Genomic DNA, 16,652 nt, shown 5'->3' on the forward strand with positions numbered 1-16,652 from the left:
ACGACTTCTCAGGTGGCGCCGCGGAACAAGTCGTGCTGGTGACGCGGACCGCCGGGAGCGTGCAGGTGGTGCTCAACCGGCCTTCACGGCACAACGCGATGACCTCGGAGACGTACCGGACCCTGCTTGAGCTCTGCGCCGAGCTCCGCGAGGACCGAACGGTGCGGAGCGTCGTGCTTCGCGGTGCGGGGGGGCGGGCATTCTCTGCCGGGAACGACATCTCCGGCTTCACCCGGATGTCTCTCGCCGCCGAGGACCGAGGTCGCGACGGCGTGGCCTATGAAAGCGGTGTGACGTCGGTGCTCCGCGCCGTGGCCGAGCTGCCACAGGTGACGATCGCGGCGGTTGAGGGCATCTGCGTCGGCGGTGGCCTGGCTGTGGCCACGCATTGCGACGTCCGGGTCTGCACCCCCACGGCGCGTTTCGGCTACCCGATTGCGCGCACCCTCGGCAACGCGCTCTCCGCCGAGGCGGTGTACCGCTGCGCGGCTGTGTTCGGCGAGTCACTGACTCGGGAGATGCTGCTCCTGTCGCGACTGGTGAACGCCGACCGCGCGTACGCCGTCGGCGCGGTCGCCGCTGTCGTCGAGGACGGGGAGGCGCTCGACGTCGAACTGGCGCAGATCACGGACGGTCTCAATCGGGCCTCGAGGAACACGATCGCAGCGACCAAGGAGCAGTTGCTGCACCGCGCCGCGGTCGCCCTGCCGGCACCGGGCGATGAGGAGCGACTGGCTGGCGTCTACGCCTCGACCGACTTCAGTGAAGGGGTCGACGCGTTCCTGGCCAAGCGGCCGCCCCGCTTCGGGTGATCCTCGCCGACACGCGAGATGACCGTGAACCTTTAACCGGGCCTCGTTGAACGACCGCACCGTCGGCCACGGAACGGTTTCCCGCAGCTGCCGAGACGGCGGGCGACGAGGCCCTGCTGGAGAGTAGTTTGTGTGCGCCTGTAGGGATTCGAACCCCAAACCTTCTGATCCGTAGTCAGATGCTCTATCCGTTGAGCTACAGGCGCCCATCCCCGGAGGCTGACCTCTGAAGACTGCGTAACTCTAGCGGACGACCCCCGTGGCCTCGAAATCGGCCGCCCCCGACCAGGGCGTGCGATCCCGGGTGCACCGGCGTACCGGTCGCCCACGGGCGCCTCGTCGGGCGGGGGCTGCCGCGTGTCGACGTGAGACTCGACACACCGGCTCGGGGCACGAGACGGCTGGATCGATCCAATAGGCCGATTCCGAACCGGCACGTAGATTCCCTCCCAACCTCGCTTACCGCTCTGTGAGAAACGGGCAGTAACTTGGGTGAACCATCTGGGTGGTGCAGCGTCGCGGCACCCGACAGGCAGTTTTGCAAGGACACACACCGTCGATGCGTTCGACGGCCGGTCTGGCCCCTCCGGGCACGGCCGCGAAATGCTCGAGAGGTAGACAAGGCATGACCGCCGAGACGTCGAACCAGACCATCACCGAGGACGCGCCCACCACGCACGAAGGCATTCTGGCCTTCGTCCGCGAGGCAGCCGAGCTCACCACCCCGGACCGCATCTACTGGTGCACCGGCTCCGACGAGGAGTGGGTCGAGGTCACCGACGCGCTCGTGGCCAGCGGCACCTTCACCCGCCTGGACCCGGAGAAGAAGCCCAACTCCTTCCACGCCGCCTCCGACCCCACCGACGTGGCGCGGGTCGAGGACCGGACCTACATCTGCTCGGTCGACGAGCGCGACTGCGGGCCCACCAACAACTGGATGGACCCCAACGAGATGAAGGCCATCATGCGCGGGCTCTACGCCGGCTGCATGAAGGGCCGCACGATGTACGTCATCCCGTTCGTGATGGGTCACCTCGAGGCCGAGAGCCCGATGTTCGGCGTCGAGATCACCGACTCGGCGTACGTCACCGCGAGCATGCGCGTGATGGCCCGGATGGGCACCAACGTGCTGCGCCGGATGGAGGAGCTCGACGCCGACTTCGTGCCCGCGCTGCACTCCGTGGGAATGCCGCTGGAGGAGGGCCAGGAGGACGTCGCCTGGCCGTGCAACGACACCAAGTACATCGTGCAGTTCCCCGAGGAGCGCAAGATCTGGTCCTTCGGCTCCGGGTACGGCGGCAACGCCCTGCTGGGCAAGAAGTGCTACGCGCTCCGGATCGCCAGCGCCAAGGCGCGCGACGAGGGCTGGATGGCCGAGCACATGCTCATCCTGAAGCTGACCAACCCCGACAAGGTCACCAAGTACATCGCCGCGGCCTTCCCCAGCGCCTGCGGCAAGACCAACCTGGCGATGCTCGAGCCGACCATCCCCGGCTGGAAGGTCGAGGCCATCGGCGACGACATCGCCTGGATGCGGATCGGTGAGGACGGCCGGCTGTGGGCGGTCAACCCCGAGTTCGGCTTCTTCGGCGTCGCCCCCGGCACCAACGAGCACACCAACCCGAACGCGATGAAGACGATCAACATCGGCAACTCGGTGTTCACCAACGTCGCGCTCACCGACGACGGCGATGTCTGGTGGGAGGGCCTGGAGAACCCGCCGGCCCACGCCACCTCGTGGAAGGGCGAGCCATGGACTCCCGACTCCGAGGAGCCCTCCAGCCACGCCAACAGCCGGTACTGCACCCCGATCAAGCAGTGCCCGATCCTCGCGCCCGAGTACGACGACCCGCGCGGTGTCCCGATCGACGCGATCCTGTTCGGTGGCCGCCGCAAGACGACCATCCCCCTCGTGACCGAGGCCCGCGACTGGGTCCACGGCACGTTCATGGGTGCGACGCTCTCCAGCGAGACCACCGCCGCGGCGACCGGTGCGGTCGGCGTGGTCCGTCGCGACCCGATGGCGATGCTGCCGTTCATCGGCTACAACGCCGGTGACTACTTCAGCCACTGGATCAAGATGGGCAAGGAGAACGACGAGGCGAAGATGCCGCGCATCTTCTACGTCAACTGGTTCCGTCGCAACGACGACGGTGGCTTCCTGTGGCCGGGCTTCGGCGAGAACAGCCGCGTGCTCAAGTGGGTCATCGACCGGATGGAGGGCCAGGCCGCTGCTGTCGAGACCCCCATCGGGCACGTGCCGGCCCCGGGCTCGCTCGACATCGACGGCCTCGACGTGACCGAGGAGGACCTCGCCAAGGCCCTCGCCGTGGACGTCGAGGAGTGGAAGCGCGAGATCCCCGAGATCTCCGAGTGGTTCGAGAAGTTCGGCGACGACCTTCCCGCCGTGCTGTGGACCGAGCTCGACGGCCTCAAGGCACGCCTCGGCGTCTGAGGCACCCGCCCCACCGGCAGATCCGCCAGGACCCGCACCCGTTCCCGGGTGCGGGTCCTGCTGCTTTCCCGCACCCTCACGTGGGGGGAACGCAGAACCGCTCCGGACCCTGGGGGTCCGGAGCGGTCATCTTGCGGAGGTGGCGGGATTTGAACCCGCGAGAGGGCACAACCCTCAACCCGCTTAGCAGGCGGGCGCCATAAACCGGGCTAGGCGACACCTCCCCGTTCCGGCAGGCACAGGTTACCCACCGAGGGGCACCGGAGAACAACCGGGCTGGTGTGAACGCCGGATCAGCGGAGCTTGCGGTAGCCGTGGCCCCGGTCGAGACGCTCCGACAGGGCCTGCGTGAGGGCGGCCGGGTCCCCCTCGATGAGGTCCACCGGCAGGCTCGTCGTACGCCCGTCGCGCAGGCGGAGGACCAGCTGGCGGTTGCCGGCCTCGTTGACCGCCTGCAGGTCGAGCACGTCCACCCACCGGGCCGACTTCGCCTGCGCCGAGCGCAGCACCCGGACCCGGTAGCCGAGGTCGTCGAGCCGGACCACCCAGTGCCGGACGCCGACGAGCAGGCCGAGGGCGGCTGCGCCCACCAGGGCCAGCACCACCAACCCGGTGACGTAGGCCGAGGGCACTCCGATCAGCCACGCCAGCAGCGCGCCCAGCAGCACCACGGCGCCGATGGCGACCAGCCCGGTGCCCAGCAGCCGTGCGCGCAGGACGGGGGCGAGGGCGAAGTCGAGGTGACCACCGGGGACGGGGCCGGACGAGTCGGCAGGGGGGTTGCTCACCCGGCGATTACACCCGAACGCGCAGGCCCCACAAAACTGGCCCTTGTCCCGATGGTGTGAACTGGATCACACTGTGTTCTCCATCTCGGACGCAGGCCCGAAAGGTGGTGCGGGATGTCTTCACTCGAGATCGCGCTCAGGGAGCTAGGCCAGATCCTCGCCAGTGACAGCACGGCGCCCGAGTGGCGGTGGAAGGTGCGGGGACGCCTCTCGGAGGTCAAGGAGGCGCTGTCCCTGCCGCAGGGCCGCCCACGGGAGGCCTGGCTGACCGCTCGCACCCACCTCTCCGACCGGGACCGGTCCCGTCTCCGGACCCGCGTTGCAGCCTTGTCCGCGGGGGTGCTGGGCGAGCTGGACACCGACGCCGTCCTGCGCGAGACCCGTCGGCTCCTCGCCGACCTCGAGCACCACCAGCAGCGCCTCCACGACCTGGTCTACGACGCCGTCTCGCTGGAGCTCGGCGGCTCGGACTAGCTGCACGCGGCAGCGACCCCGACCGGGCCTGCCCACCGGCCCCGCGAGGCCACTAGACTCTGGCACGGTCCGCGAGGACCACGGAGGGGTGCCGGAGCGGCCGATCGGAACCGCCTTGAAAGCGGTCGCTGGCAGAGATGTCAGCCGCGGGTTCGAATCCCGCCCCCTCTGCTGACGGCCCGGGTCCTGCTGAGCCGGGCCAGGCGGGGGCCCGCCGTCACTGCAGCGGGTACAGCCGGGGTGGTTCCTCCCGCAGCGCCGGCGGCGTCCCGTGGCCGCCCACGGCGCGTTCCAGCCGGACCAGGAGCGCCGCCACGAGCAGGCCCAGCACCAGGCTGTAGACGACGGCCAGGCCCGCGCCGACCGACCAGTCACTCCCCGAGAGGTCGGCCGCCAGGTGCGCGGTCGTTGCGGCACCGAACGCGCACGCCCACCAGCCCTGGCGGCGCCGTGAGCGCAGCGAGACGCCCCAGGCGAGCGCCGGGATGCCGACCAGGAAGTCGACCGGGTGCGGTACGCCGGCCAGCGCCCTGCGCAGGTCGTCCTGCGCCGAGCGCACCTGGGTGACCAGCTCCGGGGAGCCGTACTCGGTGAGGGCAGCCGTGTAGACGACCACCACCACCAACAGGACCAGGGCGCCGGCCAAGAGCAGGAGGCCGCGGCGGCCCAGCAGGTGCAGCCCGCCGGCGGGACGGTGGACCAGCAGGGCCGCGCAGACCAGCGTGAGCGCGAGGACCGTGTAGCCGAACCTCTCGGTGTCGAGGTCCGCGAGGAACCCCGCGGCGGCGAGGCCTCCGGTCGCGGCGACGAGTAGCGCGACCACCAACTCCCGCGCGACCGCGACCGGACCGGACGCGGGCCGGGTCCCCAGCACCGCCAGGCACGATCCCGCCACGGCAGCGCCCACCGCGGCCCCCGCCAGGAGGGGCTCCCAGCCGGTGACCACCGCGGTCACCCCCAGGGTGAGTGCGAACCCGGACGCCAGCGGCACCGAGGTCCCCGACCGGACGGCGAGACCGACCGCGAGCACGGCCGCGAGAGCCACGGCGATCGACTGCCGGACCAGGTCGGGTGCGTCGAGGACCTGGAGCAGCGCCGAGGCACCCGCGAGGACCACCAGCGCGACGGCCCACGACCTCCGCCTCCCGGCGAACGGGCGCCACCGGGGGGCGACGTCGGAGGTGGCCGGCGGCGCACCGGCACGGCGGGAACCGGGGCCGGGCTCACGCGTGCGGTCGGGGTGCTCCGGGGTCGCCTCGTACCCGCCGGGCAGCAGCCGACGGCCAGGCGTTCTCCTCAGCACCGGCACCGGGTGAGATTACCAACCCGTCTCAGATCCGCCGGTTCTCCAGCGACGGGTTCGTCCGGCGTACCTCCGCGACCGCGGAGCGGTCGATCACCGCGTCGAGGACCGCGGGATCCCCGTCGGCCTCGGCCACGACGTCGCCGTCGGGGGCCACCACCATCGAGTGCCCGGTGTAGCGGGGGGCCGGCTGGCCCACGCCGATGACCCAGACGGTGTTCTCGATCGCCCGCGCCCGCAGCAGCGTCCGCCAGTGGTCGACCTTGCGCGGGCCGGCGACCCAGGCCGCCGGGACCACCAGCGCCTCGGCGCCCTGCTCGACCAGCGTGCGGGCCAGCTCGGGGAACCGCAGGTCGTAGCAGGTCATCAGCCCGAGCGGGAACCCCCTGACCTCGACCGGGGCAGGCTGCACCTCCCCGGCACTGACGGTGTCGGACTCGCGGTAGCCGAACGAGTCGTAGAGATGGATCTTGCGGTACGCCGAGAGCCGGTCCTCATCGGTGAGCACCAGCGTGTTCAGCGGACGGGCGGGGTCGGGTGCGACCTCGAACATGCCTGCGAGCCAGGCAGCCCCCGTCGCCTTGCCTGCGCGGCGCAGGGCCTCGGTGAACGGCCCCTCCAGCGGCTCGGCGTACGGCGCCAGGTCCGACCCGGCCTCGCCGAAGTCACGGGCGAACGCCTCGGGCAGGACCACGAGGTCGGGCTCGCCGTCGAGGGTGGCGACCTCCTCCAGCGCGGCCAGGTTCTCGGCCGGGTCGAGCCCCGAGGCCCGCTGCACCAGCCGCAGCCGGAGCCGGTCGCTGGGGGCTGTCCCGGCCGTGGCTGCGGACCGGTCGCCCGGCTGGGTGTGCGTGGAGGTCTCGGCCATGGCTCCCACAGTGCCAGTCCGGGTGCCAGACTCTCCAGTCGTGGCGATCACCGGACACCATCCAGCAGCCGCCGGGCCGGCGCGGGCGGACGTCGGGGCCGTGGTGCTCACCGGCGGGCGGGCGGTGCGGATCGACGGCGCGGACAAGGCCTCCATCGAGGTGGGCGGTGCGACCCTGCTCGAGCACGCCCTCGCGGCGCTGGCGGGCATCCCCGAGGTGGTCGTGGTGGGGGACGAGGTCCTGACCAGCCGTCCGGTGACCTTCCGGCGCGAGGACCCGCCGGGCGGCGGGCCGGCAGCCGGCGTGCTGGCCGGGCTCGCCGCCTTCGCCGCCGTGCCGCGGCACACCGTGGTGCTCGCCGTGGACATGCCGATGGTCACCACCGACACCGTGCGCCGGCTGCTCGCGGCCGCGACCAAGGACGGACCCAGCAAGGACGGTGCGCTCCTCGTCGACCCCACCGGACGGCGGCAGTACGTCTGCGCCAACTACCGGACCGAGGCGCTGCTGGCCGCCGCCCCGCCCGCCGAGCAGCAGCACGGCCTGGCGATGAGGCGGCTGGTCGCGGGGCTGGACCTCGCCGAGGTGCCCGCCGTGGCGGCAGAGGCGCACGACCTCGACACCTGGGACGACCTGGTCGCGCTGCGCACCCTGATGGGTGGCTGAGCCGGCCCGGATCCCGGGGCAACTTCTGCATTCGTGTTGCACAGGTCCGCGGACCGTCCAAGACTGTGGCCGTGAACCTCCACGACTGGATCGACGAGCTCTGCGACGTGCTGGACATCGAGCTCGAGGTCGACGAGGCCCTGATCCTCGACCTCGCGCGCGACGCGGCCCACAACGTGGAGCGTCCGGCGGCACCGGTCAGCACGTTCCTGCTCGGCTACGCCGCCGCCGCGTTCGACGGCCACCCCCAGCAGGTGGAGCGGCTGGCCGGGCTGGCCTCGGCGCTGGCGCTGCGCTGGGACAAGGCTCCCGACGAGGTCGACTCCGACCTCGAGGACGTCGAGGTCGAGGTCGAGGACTCCGAGGTCGAGGTCTGAGCGCGACCTCCCTAGGGTGGGCACCATGCGCGCCGTCACCGCACCCGAGCCGGGTGGTCCCGAGGCCTTGACCGTCGTCGATCTGCCCGACCCCGAGCCGGGTCCGGGCGAGGTCGTCATCGACGTGGTCGCCAGCGCGGTGAACCGCGCGGACACCCTCCAGCGCCAGGGGTTCTACCCGCCGCCGAAGGGCGCCTCCGACGTGCTCGGGCTCGAGTGCTCCGGCCGGATCGGCGCCGTGGGCGAAGGAGTGGACCAGTGGCACGTCGGGGACGAGGTGTGCGCGCTCCTCGCCGCCGGGGGGTACGCCGAGAAGGTGGTCGTGCCCGCGGGACAGGTGATGCCGCTGCCGCCCGGCGTGGACCTGAGGAGCGCGGCCGCCATCCCCGAGGTCGCCTGCACCGTGTGGTCGAACGTGTTCATGGTGGCGGGGCTGCAACCGGGGGAGACCCTGCTCGTGCACGGAGGTGCCGGCGGGATCGGCAACTTCGCGATCCAGCTGGCCAAGGCCCTCGGCGCCAAGGTGCTCACCACGGCCGGCTCGGCGGAGAAGCTCGAGCTGTGCCGTGAGCTCGGTGCCGACCGCGCGATCAACTACCACGACGAGGACTTCGTGGAGGTGGTCAAGCAGGAGGGTGGCGCCGACGTGATCCTGGACAACATGGGCGCGAAGTACCTCGCCCGCAACCTGGCCGCGCTCGCGACCCAGGGACGCCTGGTCGTGATCGGGATGCAGGGCGGCGCCAAGGCCGAGCTCGACCTGGGACTGCTGCTGAGCAAGCGGGGCGCGGTGATCGCGACCTCCCTGCGCGCCCGGCCGACCGAGGAGAAGGCCGCGATCTGCGCCGCCGTCGTCGAGCACGTGTGGCCGCTGATCGGCGAGGGCCGGGTCCGCTCGCTGGTCCACGAGGAGATCCCGCTGGAGCAGGCCGCCCGCGCCCACGAGCTGATGGGCTCGGGATCCCACAGCGGCAAGATCCTGCTCACGGTGGCTGAGTAGGCTCGGACCATGTCGACACCCCGAGAGCCGCAGTCAGACGACCAGGTGACCGTGATCGCTCCCGACGGCCAGCCCGTGACCGGCCAGGACGACAAGGACGGCGAGGACGACGGCGAGCGCAACCTCACCGACCTCGTGGAGCAGCCGGCCAAGGTGATGCGGATCGGCCGGATGGTGCAGCAGCTCCTCGAGGAGGTCAAGGCCGCACCCCTCGACGAGGCGGGCCGCAAGCGGCTGGCCGCCCTGCTGCACACCTCGATCAACGAGCTGAAGGACGGCCTCGCCCCCGAGCTCGACGAGGAGCTCGACCGGCTGGTCCACCCCTTCGAGGACGCGACGCCCTCGGAGTCCGAGCTGCGCATCGCCCAGGCCAGCCTGGTGGGATGGCTCGAGGGGCTCTTCCACGGCATCCAGACCGCGATCTACGCCCAGCAGATGGCCGCGCGCTCACAGCTGGAGCAGATGCGCAGGGCGCTGCCGCCCGGCGCCGCTCCCGGCCTGCACGTCGAGCCCGGCCACCCGGGCGCGCGCCCCGAGGACGGGTCCGAGCACGGCCGCGGCGGGATGTACCTCTGAGCCGACCCCCCGTGATGGCCGAAGGGCCGGGCGGAGCGGTTGGGTGCAGGGATCAGTCGCAGTAGTCGCAGATGCCCGTGGCGGGCACCGCGGTGTGGCACTTGGGGCACAGCGGTGGCATCTTCTCCGCCGCCGCAGCACGTCGCTCACGGCTGCGTGAGGCGCTGAGCCGCGGCGTGAGGGCCCAGGTGCCGCCGCCGCTGGGGAGGTCCGCACCGAAGGTGCGGTAGCACTCGAGCCGCTCGCGTGCGGCGTGGTCGTCGGCGTCGCCGTCCACGCTGCCGCCCGCAGCGGACACCGTCGCGGCATAGCTGGCCCCGACGCTGCCGTCGGCGTTGACGCACAACGCGGACAGCAGCGGCTCGCCGCGCTGGGCGCAGTCGGCGGCGACCCGTGCCAGCACGTCGCCGATCCAGTAGTGGCTGGGTCGCTTCGTGTGGATGTTGCTGCGCTTCATCACCTCGGCAGCGAGCTCCTTGGTGCTGATCACGGCGTGGTACCTGGCTGCCGTCTCCAGCAGCACCTCGCGTGCGGCCACGGCCCAGGCGGACCGGGCTGCCTCGTCACCGATGTCCGCAGCGTCGACGGGGGTCTCGCCCTCGTCCTCCGCGTCGTCGCCGGCAATGGAGAATCCCAGCGCCCGGAGCGCCTCGGCGGCACCCTCGGGACCGCGGCGGAGGTCCTCGGCGGGGGCGAGCTCACCGGTCGCGCGGACGTAGGCGACGCCGATCACGGCCAGCGAGTCATAGGTCTTGCCGTTGTGCACCAGCTCGTGCTCGCCCGACTCGTCGAAGCCGTAGCGGGAGAGGAACTCTTCAGACCCGACTCGATCGAACTCCTCGAGGGCAAGCAGGACGTGCTCGGGCCTGACGGCCTGGAATGGGGGCATGTTCTGCACTCTACGTCCCGCGCGTCCGGGTTCCCTAAAGCGGTCGAACCATCACGAGCTCGCCGTCCTCGGTCGACCCGCGGAGCTGGGTGAAGCCGCACGCGGCGAGCACCCTGACCCCGGACTGGTTCTCGGGGCGCACGCAGGCCCGCACCCGTACGCCGGCCAGGTCGGTCTGTTCGAGCATCGCGGTGAGCGCCTCCTTCGCGGCGCCGTGCCCGCGCGCGTCCTCGACGAGACCGAAGCCGATCTCGGCCTCGAGGGTGTCGTCGGGGCCCGGTTCCGGGGCTGCGAAGAACCCGATCGAGCCCACCACGAGACCGTCGAAGCTGCGCACGATGTGCCGGCGTCCCCACGACGCGTCGGGGTCACCGGCCCGGACCGTGGCCACCGCGTCCTGATCGGCCTTGCCGGGGTAGTCGCGGTGCCAGGAGACGCGCCGGCGCCCGGCGAGCATCCCCTCGGCGTCCTCCGGGGTGACCAGGGGGAGGGTGAGTCGCTGCGAGGTCACCAGCTCGGGGAGCTGGTTCATGCAGTCTCGGCGGGTGCCGGGAACCACCGGCGCAGCTCGACCGCCGCGCCCTCCTCGTGGACGGTCCCGGTGGTGGCGTCGGCCACGTCGTGGACCTCCTGGACGGCCTGGCCCATCGCCACGCCGCGCCCTGCCCACTGGAGCATCTCGATGTCGTTGCGGCCGTCGCCGATCGCGAGCACGTCGGCGCTGGTCAGGCCGAGCTCGCGGACGACGTACTCCAGGCCGGAGGCCTTGGAGACACCGACCGGCGCCAGGTCGAGCCAGGCCGTCCAGCCCACGACGTAGTCGGTGCCGTGCAGGCCGAGCGCGGCGGCCATCTCGACGAACTCCTCGACCGAGGCGCTCGGGTCCCGGATGATCACGCGGCTGACCGGGCCGGCGACCATCTCGTGCAGGTCGGTCTGGATCATCTCCCCGGACAGCTCGCCCTCGGGGAAGGGGCCGCTGACGCGGTAGCCGACGCCGCGTTCCTCGACCGCGACCAGCGCCTCGGGGTGCTTCTCGAGCACCCGGTGGACCGCGGCGCTCGCGTCGAAGGTCTCCTCGTGGACCACCTCCAGGGGCGGGTACCGGAAGATCACGGCACCGTTGGAGGCGACCACCCACAGCCGCTCGTCGCCCTCGCGGGGGAGGTCGAGGAGGTCGGCGATCACGTCCATCCCGTGGGGTGAGCGGCCACTGGCCAGCACCACGTGGGCCCCGGCCTCGACGGCTGCGTGCACCGCGTCGTAGACCTCCGGCGAGATCTTCTCGTACTCCTGGCCCTCGCCCTCGACCCACTTGAGCAGGGTGCCGTCGATGTCGAGCGCGACCAGGCGTGGGACCCAGCCGGGGGTGCCGGGATCAGCCACCGTTGGAACCGATCGGCTCGAGGACCTCGCGCCCCTGGAGGTAGGGCCGCAGCGCAACGGGGATGCGCACCGAGCCGTCGGCCTGCTGATGGGTCTCGAGGATCGCCACGATGGTGCGCGGGATCGCGACCAGGGTGCCGTTGAGCGTGGCGATCGGCTTGACCTCGGGCTGGGACGATCCTTGGGCGGAGTCGGCGGAGGCGAACCGGCCGCGGATGTCGAGGCGCCGGGTCTGGAAGTCGGTGCAGTTCGAGGTGGAGGTCAGCTCGCGGTAGCGACCCTGGGTGGGCACCCACGCCTCGCAGTCGAACTTGCGCTGGGCCGAGAGCCCGAGGTCACCCGCGGCGACGTCGATCACCCGGTAGGCCAGCTCCAGCTTGTCCAGCCACTCCATCTCCCACCCGAGCAGGCGCAGGTGCTCGTCCTCGGCCTCCTCGAGGGTCGTGTAGGTGAACATCTCCACCTTGTCGAACCAGTGCACCCGGATGATCCCGCGGGTGTCCTTGCCGTGCGAGCCGGCCTCCTTGCGGAAGCAGGGGCTGAACGCGACGTACCGGCGGGGAAGCGTCTCCGCGTCGAGGATCTCGTCGGAGTGGTACGCCGCGAGCGGCACCTCGGAGGTCCCGACGAGGTAGGTGTCCTGTCCCTCGATCCGGTAGACGTCGTCGGCGGCCTGGCCCAGGAACCCGGTGCCCTCCATCGCGCGCGGCTTGACCAGGGTCGGGGGGATCATCGTGGTGAACCCGGCCGAGCGCGCCTGGTCCATCGCCATGTTGACCAGGGCCAGCTCCAGGTCGGCACCGGGTCCCGTGAGGTAGTAGAACCGGGAGCCGGAGACCTTGGCGCCCCGCTCCACGTCGATCGCGCCGAGGATCCGGCCGATCTCGACGTGGTCGCGCGGCTCGAAGCCCTCCGCCGCGAAGTCGCGAGGGGTGCCGTGCTCGGAGAGGACGACGTAGTCCTCCTCGCCGCCGGCCGGCGCCTGCGGAGCGGCCGGGTTGGGGATCGCGTAGACGGCCTCCCGCCAGCCCTGCTCCGCCTCGGTCTGGGTGGCCTCGGCGAGCTTCACGTCCGCCGCGAGGCGCTTGGTGCGGGCGAGCAGGTCCGCCTTCTCGTCGCCCTGCGCCTTGGCGATCAGCTTGCCGAGCTGCTTCTGCTCCGCGCGCAGCTGCTCGAAGTCCGCGATCGCGGCCCGCCGGGCGGCGTCCGCCTCGAGGGCGTCGTCGACCACGGAGGCCGAGAGCCCGCGCTTCTCCTGGGCGGCTCGGATCAGGTCAGGGTCGTCGCGAAGAAGTCGTGGGTCGATCACGGCCCGAGACTAGCCGCCACGGTGTGGGAGGAACTACTCAGCAGGCGGGAGCACGAGCGGGAAGCTCGCGGCCTCGGGTGCCACGGCCGCGCTCGGCTTGCCGTAGGCGACCCACTCCTTGCCGTCCACGGGGAGGTAGTACGTCCGCAGCGTCGGCGTGTCACCGCAGAAGGTCCAGGTCACACCGGAGGCCTCGGTGAAGCCGGCACCGAGCGTGCACGGGCTGGCCGGGAGCTCGGAGAAGCCGGGGGAGTTCGCGGGCAGCACCGTGCCCCCGTCGCGGGTCACGGGCGCGGTGTCGGTGGGCCCGTTGCCGGGCGGGCTGGTCACGTCGCTGTCGATGCTCTCCACCCACGGTTCCCCGGTGTTGGGGTTGAAGCCGTTGGTGAACACCCACTCGCCCGTGGGCAGGGACTTCTCCGGGGTGGCCTTGCCACCGGCGACGTTGACCGCCCAGACCCGGTTCTTGGTGTCCACGACGCGCAGGGTGTCCGCGCGCTCGGGGTCGAAGGCCCACCCGATCGGGGCGACGTCGTCCTTGCCGGTGCGCTCGCGGATGTCGACGACCTTGGCCGAGCCGTCGGTCAGCGAGTAGACCTTCAGCTGGCCGCTCTTCTCCTGGCTGCTCGGGATCCCCGTGTCGGGGATCGCCCAGAGGCGGTCGGCGCTGACCAGCAGTGCGGCCTGCTCGGGAGTCGCGCTGGCGCCCTTGACCGCCGGCAGCTCGTGCGCGGTGGCCTTGCCGGTCGAGGGGTCGTAGCTGATGTAGGTGGCCGTCGAGTCCTCGGCGTCCGCGCCGCCGGCCGTGGTCATGCCCAGCAGCCAGGTGCCCTCGCCGGCGCTGGTGTCCGGCTTCGCGGGGGCGGACGAGGAGGCCTTGTCCGGCTGGTCCTGGTCCTTGTCGGCCTTGACCTCCACGTCGCCGCAGCCTGCCGTGACGAGCAAGGTCGCCAGGGCGACCGCAGGGGCGGCCATCCACCGGGGAGTCGTACGACGCATGGGGTCCCCTCGAGTCTGGAGCGGCGCGACCGGGCAGGGGCCTGGTGCGTTCGTGAAAATGGTCCCACATGTGAGGGGCGCAGGGCAGGAGCGCGCCCGGTGGCAAGGGGGAGGGGCATTCGGCGGCATACTTCGGGGGACTGACGCCACCCGTGAACCCGAACCGCACAGGACCCGAACGTGACTGCTGCTGAACTGCGCCCCACCCGCTTGGGGTGGAGCATCCTGTGCTTCCTGGTGTTCGTGGTGCTGGCACTGCTGGTCAGCATCGAGTGGTCGCCCCTGCTCGAGCTCGACTCCGAGGTCGGTGCCTGGCCGGAGTCGGTCACCCAGGCGCACCACAGCCTCTACCTGTTCTGGCACTACCTCGGGCTGGCCACCACCACGCTGCCCCTGGCCGTGGCCACGGTGATCGTCGCGATCGCCCTGGAGAGCCGCAAGCACCGACGCGCGGCGATCTGGACCGTCGGGGTGATGACCACCATCGGGGTCTCCAACCTGCTGCTCAAGCGGCTCATCGGACGGGACCGGCCGATGTGGGAGGACCCGCTCCAGGTGCTGAGCTCCTACTCGTTCCCCTCGGGGCACTCCTCGGGGATCGTGGGCGCGATGGGCGTGACCGTGGTGCTCACCGGCATGCTGGTGCGGCGCCGCGGCGTACGACGGCTCGCGCGCGGCCTCGCCGTCGTGATGGTCCTGCTCGTCGGGGCCGACCGGATCTTCCTGGGCGTGCACAACCTCTCCGACGTGATCGCGGGCTACCTCCTCGGCGGCGGCATCGTGCTGGTCTGGCTCGCCCTCTACGACCCGACCCCCCGGTCCAGCGCGCTGGCGAACGCGCCGCTGGCCGATGCCGTGCCGAACCGCCGCCGCAAGCTCGCGGTGATCCTGAACCCGATCAAGGTCGACGACGCCGACGAGTTCCGCACGCTCGTGGAGGCGCTGGCCACCGACGCGGGGTTCGCCTCAGTCGCGTGGTGGGAGACGACCAAGGAGGACACCGGCTACCGGATGGCGCACGAGGCCGCCGTCAGCGGCTGCGACCTGGTCCTCGCGGTGGGCGGGGACGGCACCATCCGCGCCGTGTGCGAAGAGCTCGCCGGCACCGGGATCGCGGTCGGGATCGTCCCGGCCGGCACCGGGAACCTGCTCGCCCGCAACCTCGACATCCCGCTCTACCTGCGCGCGGCCGTGGACACCGCCCTGAACGGCCAGGACCGCGCGATCGACATGGTCGAGGTGAGCGGCGACAAGATGGACGACGCGACCTTCCTGGTGATGGCCGGGATGGGCTTCGACGCGGCCATCATGGAAGGCGTCAACGACGACATCAAGGCCCGGCTGGGCTGGCTCGCCTACGTCTGGTCGGCGCTGAAGTCACTGATGTTCCCGGCGATCCGGCTCGAGGTCTCCATCGACGGGGGCGAGTTCACCCGGCACCGGGCCCGCACCGTGGTGATCGGCAACGTCGGGTTCCTCCAGGCCGGGATGCCCCTGATCCCGGATGCCTCGATCGACGACGGCCAGCTCGACGTGGTGCTGCTCTACCCGCGCCGGTTCCTGTCCTGGGTGCCCCTCGCGGTGCGCGTGATGACCAGGAACAGGCGCACCGACGAGACGATCACCCGGATGACCGGGCGCGAGGTCGTCGTACGTGCCCACGTGGACGCGCCGCGCCAGCTCGACGGGGACCTGATCGCCCCCGGGCGCGAGCTGCGCGCGACCAGCGTGCACGGCCGGGTGCTGGTGCGGGTGGCGCGCTGAGCCGGCTCAGGCAGGCTCGAGCACGAACACCGGGATCGTGCGGTCGGTGCGTTCGGCGTACTTCGCGTAGTTGGGCCACGTCTGGAGCATGTGCGCCCACAGCCGCTCACGTTCGGCGCCGGTGACCTCGCGCGGGTTGGCCTGCCGGGTGACACCGCCGACGCGTACGCCGACCGTCTCGCCCCGCTCAGCCGCGGCGCGGACGTTGACCACCCAGACGGGCTTCTTCTCTCCGCCGAAGTTCGAGCCCGCGATCAGGTGGCCGGACTCGTAGGGCACGCACAGCAGCGGCGTGGTGCGCGGCACCCCCGACTTGCGGCCCTTCACCGTGAGCATCAGGTTGGGCAGGCCGGCGATGTCGAGGATCGTCACCCGCCCCTTGCTCACCCGCTGGACGAACTTGTCGGTGGCGGTGATCTGGGGGAGCAGCTTGGGCATCCAGGAGATGGAGCCGATCCGGATCGCCAGGGGGGTGAGGAGGTTCACGGCGAGATCCTAGGGTCGCCCGGCCTCCGGGGCGCTGGTCTGACCGCCCACTGGGCAGCTCAGGGGCGAGCGTTGGAGATCGCGTCCTCCTCCTCCGGCGAGAGCTGGGTCTCGCTGCTCCACCCGGAGACGTTCTTGGCGTAGCTGCGGGAGTCGTCGCGACCCTGGATCGAGGTGAGCACGACGCCGCTGCCGCTGTCGTCGAGCAGCGCCATCGACCAGGACAGCTGGCCGCCGGTGTCGGTGAAGGCGTCGTAGCGCACCACCGCGACGTGGCGCATCGCCTGCGCACTCTCCGCCTTGAGGGCGGCGACCTCCTGGCGCAGGGCGCGGGGGTCCTCGGGCAGCTCGCTGGCGTCGGCGCGCGGCCGGCCCCGTCCCGATCCCGGGCCCGTCAGTCGGCTCGAGACGGCGACCCCCAGGGCGGCCAGGGAGAGCAGCAGGGCGAGTACGGCGAGAGCGGTGTCCACGACATCGAGGGTAGATAGCCGCGCCGATC

At 71.6% G+C, this 16,652-nt stretch carries 18 protein-coding genes and 3 tRNA genes; 9 read left to right on the forward strand and 12 right to left on the reverse strand.

Features of this window, described 5'->3' with window-relative positions:
* Window positions 1-59: 59 nt before the first annotated feature.
* Window positions 60-812, forward strand: a complete 753-nt coding sequence (locus tag AC4BGC_RS18155) for an enoyl-CoA hydratase-related protein (RefSeq protein WP_490557017.1) — start codon at window positions 60-62, stop codon at window positions 810-812.
* Between the two features lie 133 nt (window positions 813-945).
* On the opposite strand, the gene AC4BGC_RS18160 is transcribed toward AC4BGC_RS18155, so the two are convergent.
* Window positions 946-1,018: transfer RNA gene (locus AC4BGC_RS18160), tRNA-Arg, on the reverse strand.
* Window positions 1,019-1,437: 419 nt separating this feature from the next.
* On the opposite strand from AC4BGC_RS18160, the gene AC4BGC_RS18165 reads away from it, so the two are divergent.
* Entirely contained in the window at window positions 1,438-3,267 is a 1,830-nt protein-coding gene (locus tag AC4BGC_RS18165; RefSeq protein WP_490557018.1) for a phosphoenolpyruvate carboxykinase (GTP), read from the forward strand.
* 134 nt (window positions 3,268-3,401) lie between these two features.
* Here the strand turns inward: AC4BGC_RS18165 and AC4BGC_RS18170 are convergent.
* Together AC4BGC_RS18170 and AC4BGC_RS18175 are read right to left on the reverse strand one after the other, a co-directional pair.
* Window positions 3,402-3,491, reverse strand: a tRNA-Ser gene (locus AC4BGC_RS18170).
* Between the two features lie 69 nt (window positions 3,492-3,560).
* Window positions 3,561-4,055 carry a hypothetical protein gene (locus AC4BGC_RS18175; protein WP_490557019.1) on the reverse strand — a complete coding sequence of 165 codons (495 nt, stop codon included), beginning with the start codon at window positions 4,053-4,055 and terminating at the stop codon, window positions 3,561-3,563.
* A 114-nt stretch (window positions 4,056-4,169) separates the two neighbouring features.
* Between AC4BGC_RS18175 and AC4BGC_RS18180 the strand changes: the two genes are divergently transcribed.
* Window positions 4,170-4,529: a hypothetical protein gene (locus AC4BGC_RS18180; RefSeq protein ID WP_490547007.1), complete on the forward strand. Its 360-nt coding sequence runs from the start codon at window positions 4,170-4,172 to the stop codon at window positions 4,527-4,529.
* Between the two features lie 82 nt (window positions 4,530-4,611).
* Window positions 4,612-4,700: transfer RNA gene (locus AC4BGC_RS18185), tRNA-Ser, on the forward strand.
* A gap of 46 nt (window positions 4,701-4,746) precedes the next feature.
* Here AC4BGC_RS18185 and AC4BGC_RS18190 read toward each other — a convergent pair.
* Window positions 4,747-5,838 (reverse strand): hypothetical protein, encoded by a 1,092-nt coding sequence (locus tag AC4BGC_RS18190; RefSeq protein ID WP_490557020.1) that lies wholly within the window; start codon window positions 5,836-5,838, stop codon window positions 4,747-4,749.
* A 22-nt stretch (window positions 5,839-5,860) separates the two neighbouring features.
* Window positions 5,861-6,700, reverse strand: coding sequence for a carbon-nitrogen hydrolase family protein (locus AC4BGC_RS18195; RefSeq protein WP_490557021.1), 840 nt, complete (start codon window positions 6,698-6,700; stop codon window positions 5,861-5,863).
* 40 nt (window positions 6,701-6,740) lie between these two features.
* On the opposite strand from AC4BGC_RS18195, the gene mobA reads away from it, so the two are divergent.
* From mobA to AC4BGC_RS18215, 4 genes are all read left to right on the forward strand, one after another.
* Window positions 6,741-7,367, forward strand: coding sequence for a molybdenum cofactor guanylyltransferase (gene mobA / locus AC4BGC_RS18200; RefSeq protein WP_490557022.1), 627 nt, complete (start codon window positions 6,741-6,743; stop codon window positions 7,365-7,367).
* Between the two features lie 71 nt (window positions 7,368-7,438).
* Window positions 7,439-7,744, forward strand: coding sequence for a DUF6457 domain-containing protein (locus AC4BGC_RS18205; protein WP_490557023.1), 306 nt, complete (start codon window positions 7,439-7,441; stop codon window positions 7,742-7,744).
* A 25-nt stretch (window positions 7,745-7,769) separates the two neighbouring features.
* Entirely contained in the window at window positions 7,770-8,744 is a 975-nt protein-coding gene (locus AC4BGC_RS18210) for an NAD(P)H-quinone oxidoreductase (protein WP_490557024.1), read from the forward strand.
* A 9-nt stretch (window positions 8,745-8,753) separates the two neighbouring features.
* Window positions 8,754-9,320, forward strand: a complete 567-nt coding sequence (locus AC4BGC_RS18215) for a bacterial proteasome activator family protein (protein WP_490546999.1) — start codon at window positions 8,754-8,756, stop codon at window positions 9,318-9,320.
* Between the two features lie 52 nt (window positions 9,321-9,372).
* Here the strand turns inward: AC4BGC_RS18215 and AC4BGC_RS18220 are convergent, their stop codons facing one another.
* The 5 genes from AC4BGC_RS18220 to AC4BGC_RS18240 are packed head-to-tail and all read right to left on the reverse strand — an operon-like array spanning window position 9,373 to window position 13,903.
* Window positions 9,373-10,209 (reverse strand): ScoMcrA-related endonuclease, encoded by an 837-nt coding sequence (locus tag AC4BGC_RS18220; RefSeq protein ID WP_490557025.1) that lies wholly within the window; start codon window positions 10,207-10,209, stop codon window positions 9,373-9,375.
* Window positions 10,210-10,243: 34 nt separating this feature from the next.
* Window positions 10,244-10,741: a GNAT family N-acetyltransferase gene (locus AC4BGC_RS18225; RefSeq protein ID WP_490557026.1), complete on the reverse strand. Its 498-nt coding sequence runs from the start codon at window positions 10,739-10,741 to the stop codon at window positions 10,244-10,246.
* On the reverse strand, window positions 10,738-11,595 hold the full coding sequence (locus AC4BGC_RS18230) for an HAD family hydrolase (RefSeq protein ID WP_490557027.1): 858 nt from the start codon (window positions 11,593-11,595) through the stop codon (window positions 10,738-10,740). Before AC4BGC_RS18230 ends, AC4BGC_RS18225 begins: the two co-directional genes overlap by 4 nt.
* On the reverse strand, window positions 11,588-12,904 hold the full coding sequence (gene serS, locus AC4BGC_RS18235) for a serine--tRNA ligase (RefSeq protein ID WP_490557028.1): 1,317 nt from the start codon (window positions 12,902-12,904) through the stop codon (window positions 11,588-11,590). The genes AC4BGC_RS18230 and serS overlap by 8 nt, the downstream gene beginning before the upstream one ends.
* 33 nt (window positions 12,905-12,937) lie before the next feature.
* Entirely contained in the window at window positions 12,938-13,903 is a 966-nt protein-coding gene (locus tag AC4BGC_RS18240; RefSeq protein WP_490557029.1) for a hypothetical protein, read from the reverse strand.
* 180 nt (window positions 13,904-14,083) lie between these two features.
* On the opposite strand from AC4BGC_RS18240, the gene AC4BGC_RS18245 reads away from it, so the two are divergent.
* Window positions 14,084-15,667, forward strand: a complete 1,584-nt coding sequence (locus AC4BGC_RS18245; protein ID WP_490557030.1) for a bifunctional phosphatase PAP2/diacylglycerol kinase family protein — start codon at window positions 14,084-14,086, stop codon at window positions 15,665-15,667.
* A 6-nt stretch (window positions 15,668-15,673) separates the two neighbouring features.
* On the opposite strand, the gene AC4BGC_RS18250 is transcribed toward AC4BGC_RS18245, so the two are convergent.
* Window positions 15,674-16,153 carry a nitroreductase family deazaflavin-dependent oxidoreductase gene (locus AC4BGC_RS18250; RefSeq protein WP_490546992.1) on the reverse strand — a complete coding sequence of 160 codons (480 nt, stop codon included), beginning with the start codon at window positions 16,151-16,153 and terminating at the stop codon, window positions 15,674-15,676.
* Between the two features lie 59 nt (window positions 16,154-16,212).
* The gene (locus tag AC4BGC_RS18255; protein WP_490546991.1) at window positions 16,213-16,623 is read right to left on the reverse strand and encodes a DUF4446 family protein; all 411 of its coding nucleotides are present in this window, start codon (window positions 16,621-16,623) and stop codon (window positions 16,213-16,215) included.
* Window positions 16,624-16,652: the final 29 nt, after the last annotated feature.

The sequence above is a fragment of the Nocardioides sp. Z38_18 genome (genome assembly GCF_058215695.1).

Bases quoted from the DNA above. Each gene is read 5' to 3' on its own strand.
- AC4BGC_RS18165 (WP_490557018.1), top strand. From the start codon at position 1,438: ATGACCGCCGAGACGTCGAACCAGACCATCACCGAGGACGCGCCCACC.
- AC4BGC_RS18180 (WP_490547007.1), top strand. From the start codon at position 4,170: ATGTCTTCACTCGAGATCGCGCTCAGGGAGCTAGGCCAGATCCTCGCC.
- AC4BGC_RS18195 (WP_490557021.1), bottom strand. From the start codon at position 6,700: ATGGCCGAGACCTCCACGCACACCCAGCCGGGCGACCGGTCCGCAGCC.
- AC4BGC_RS18210 (WP_490557024.1), top strand. From the start codon at position 7,770: ATGCGCGCCGTCACCGCACCCGAGCCGGGTGGTCCCGAGGCCTTGACC.
- AC4BGC_RS18215 (WP_490546999.1), top strand. From the start codon at position 8,754: ATGTCGACACCCCGAGAGCCGCAGTCAGACGACCAGGTGACCGTGATC.
- AC4BGC_RS18220 (WP_490557025.1), bottom strand. From the start codon at position 10,209: ATGCCCCCATTCCAGGCCGTCAGGCCCGAGCACGTCCTGCTTGCCCTC.
- AC4BGC_RS18225 (WP_490557026.1), bottom strand. From the start codon at position 10,741: ATGAACCAGCTCCCCGAGCTGGTGACCTCGCAGCGACTCACCCTCCCC.
- AC4BGC_RS18240 (WP_490557029.1), bottom strand. From the start codon at position 13,903: ATGCGTCGTACGACTCCCCGGTGGATGGCCGCCCCTGCGGTCGCCCTG.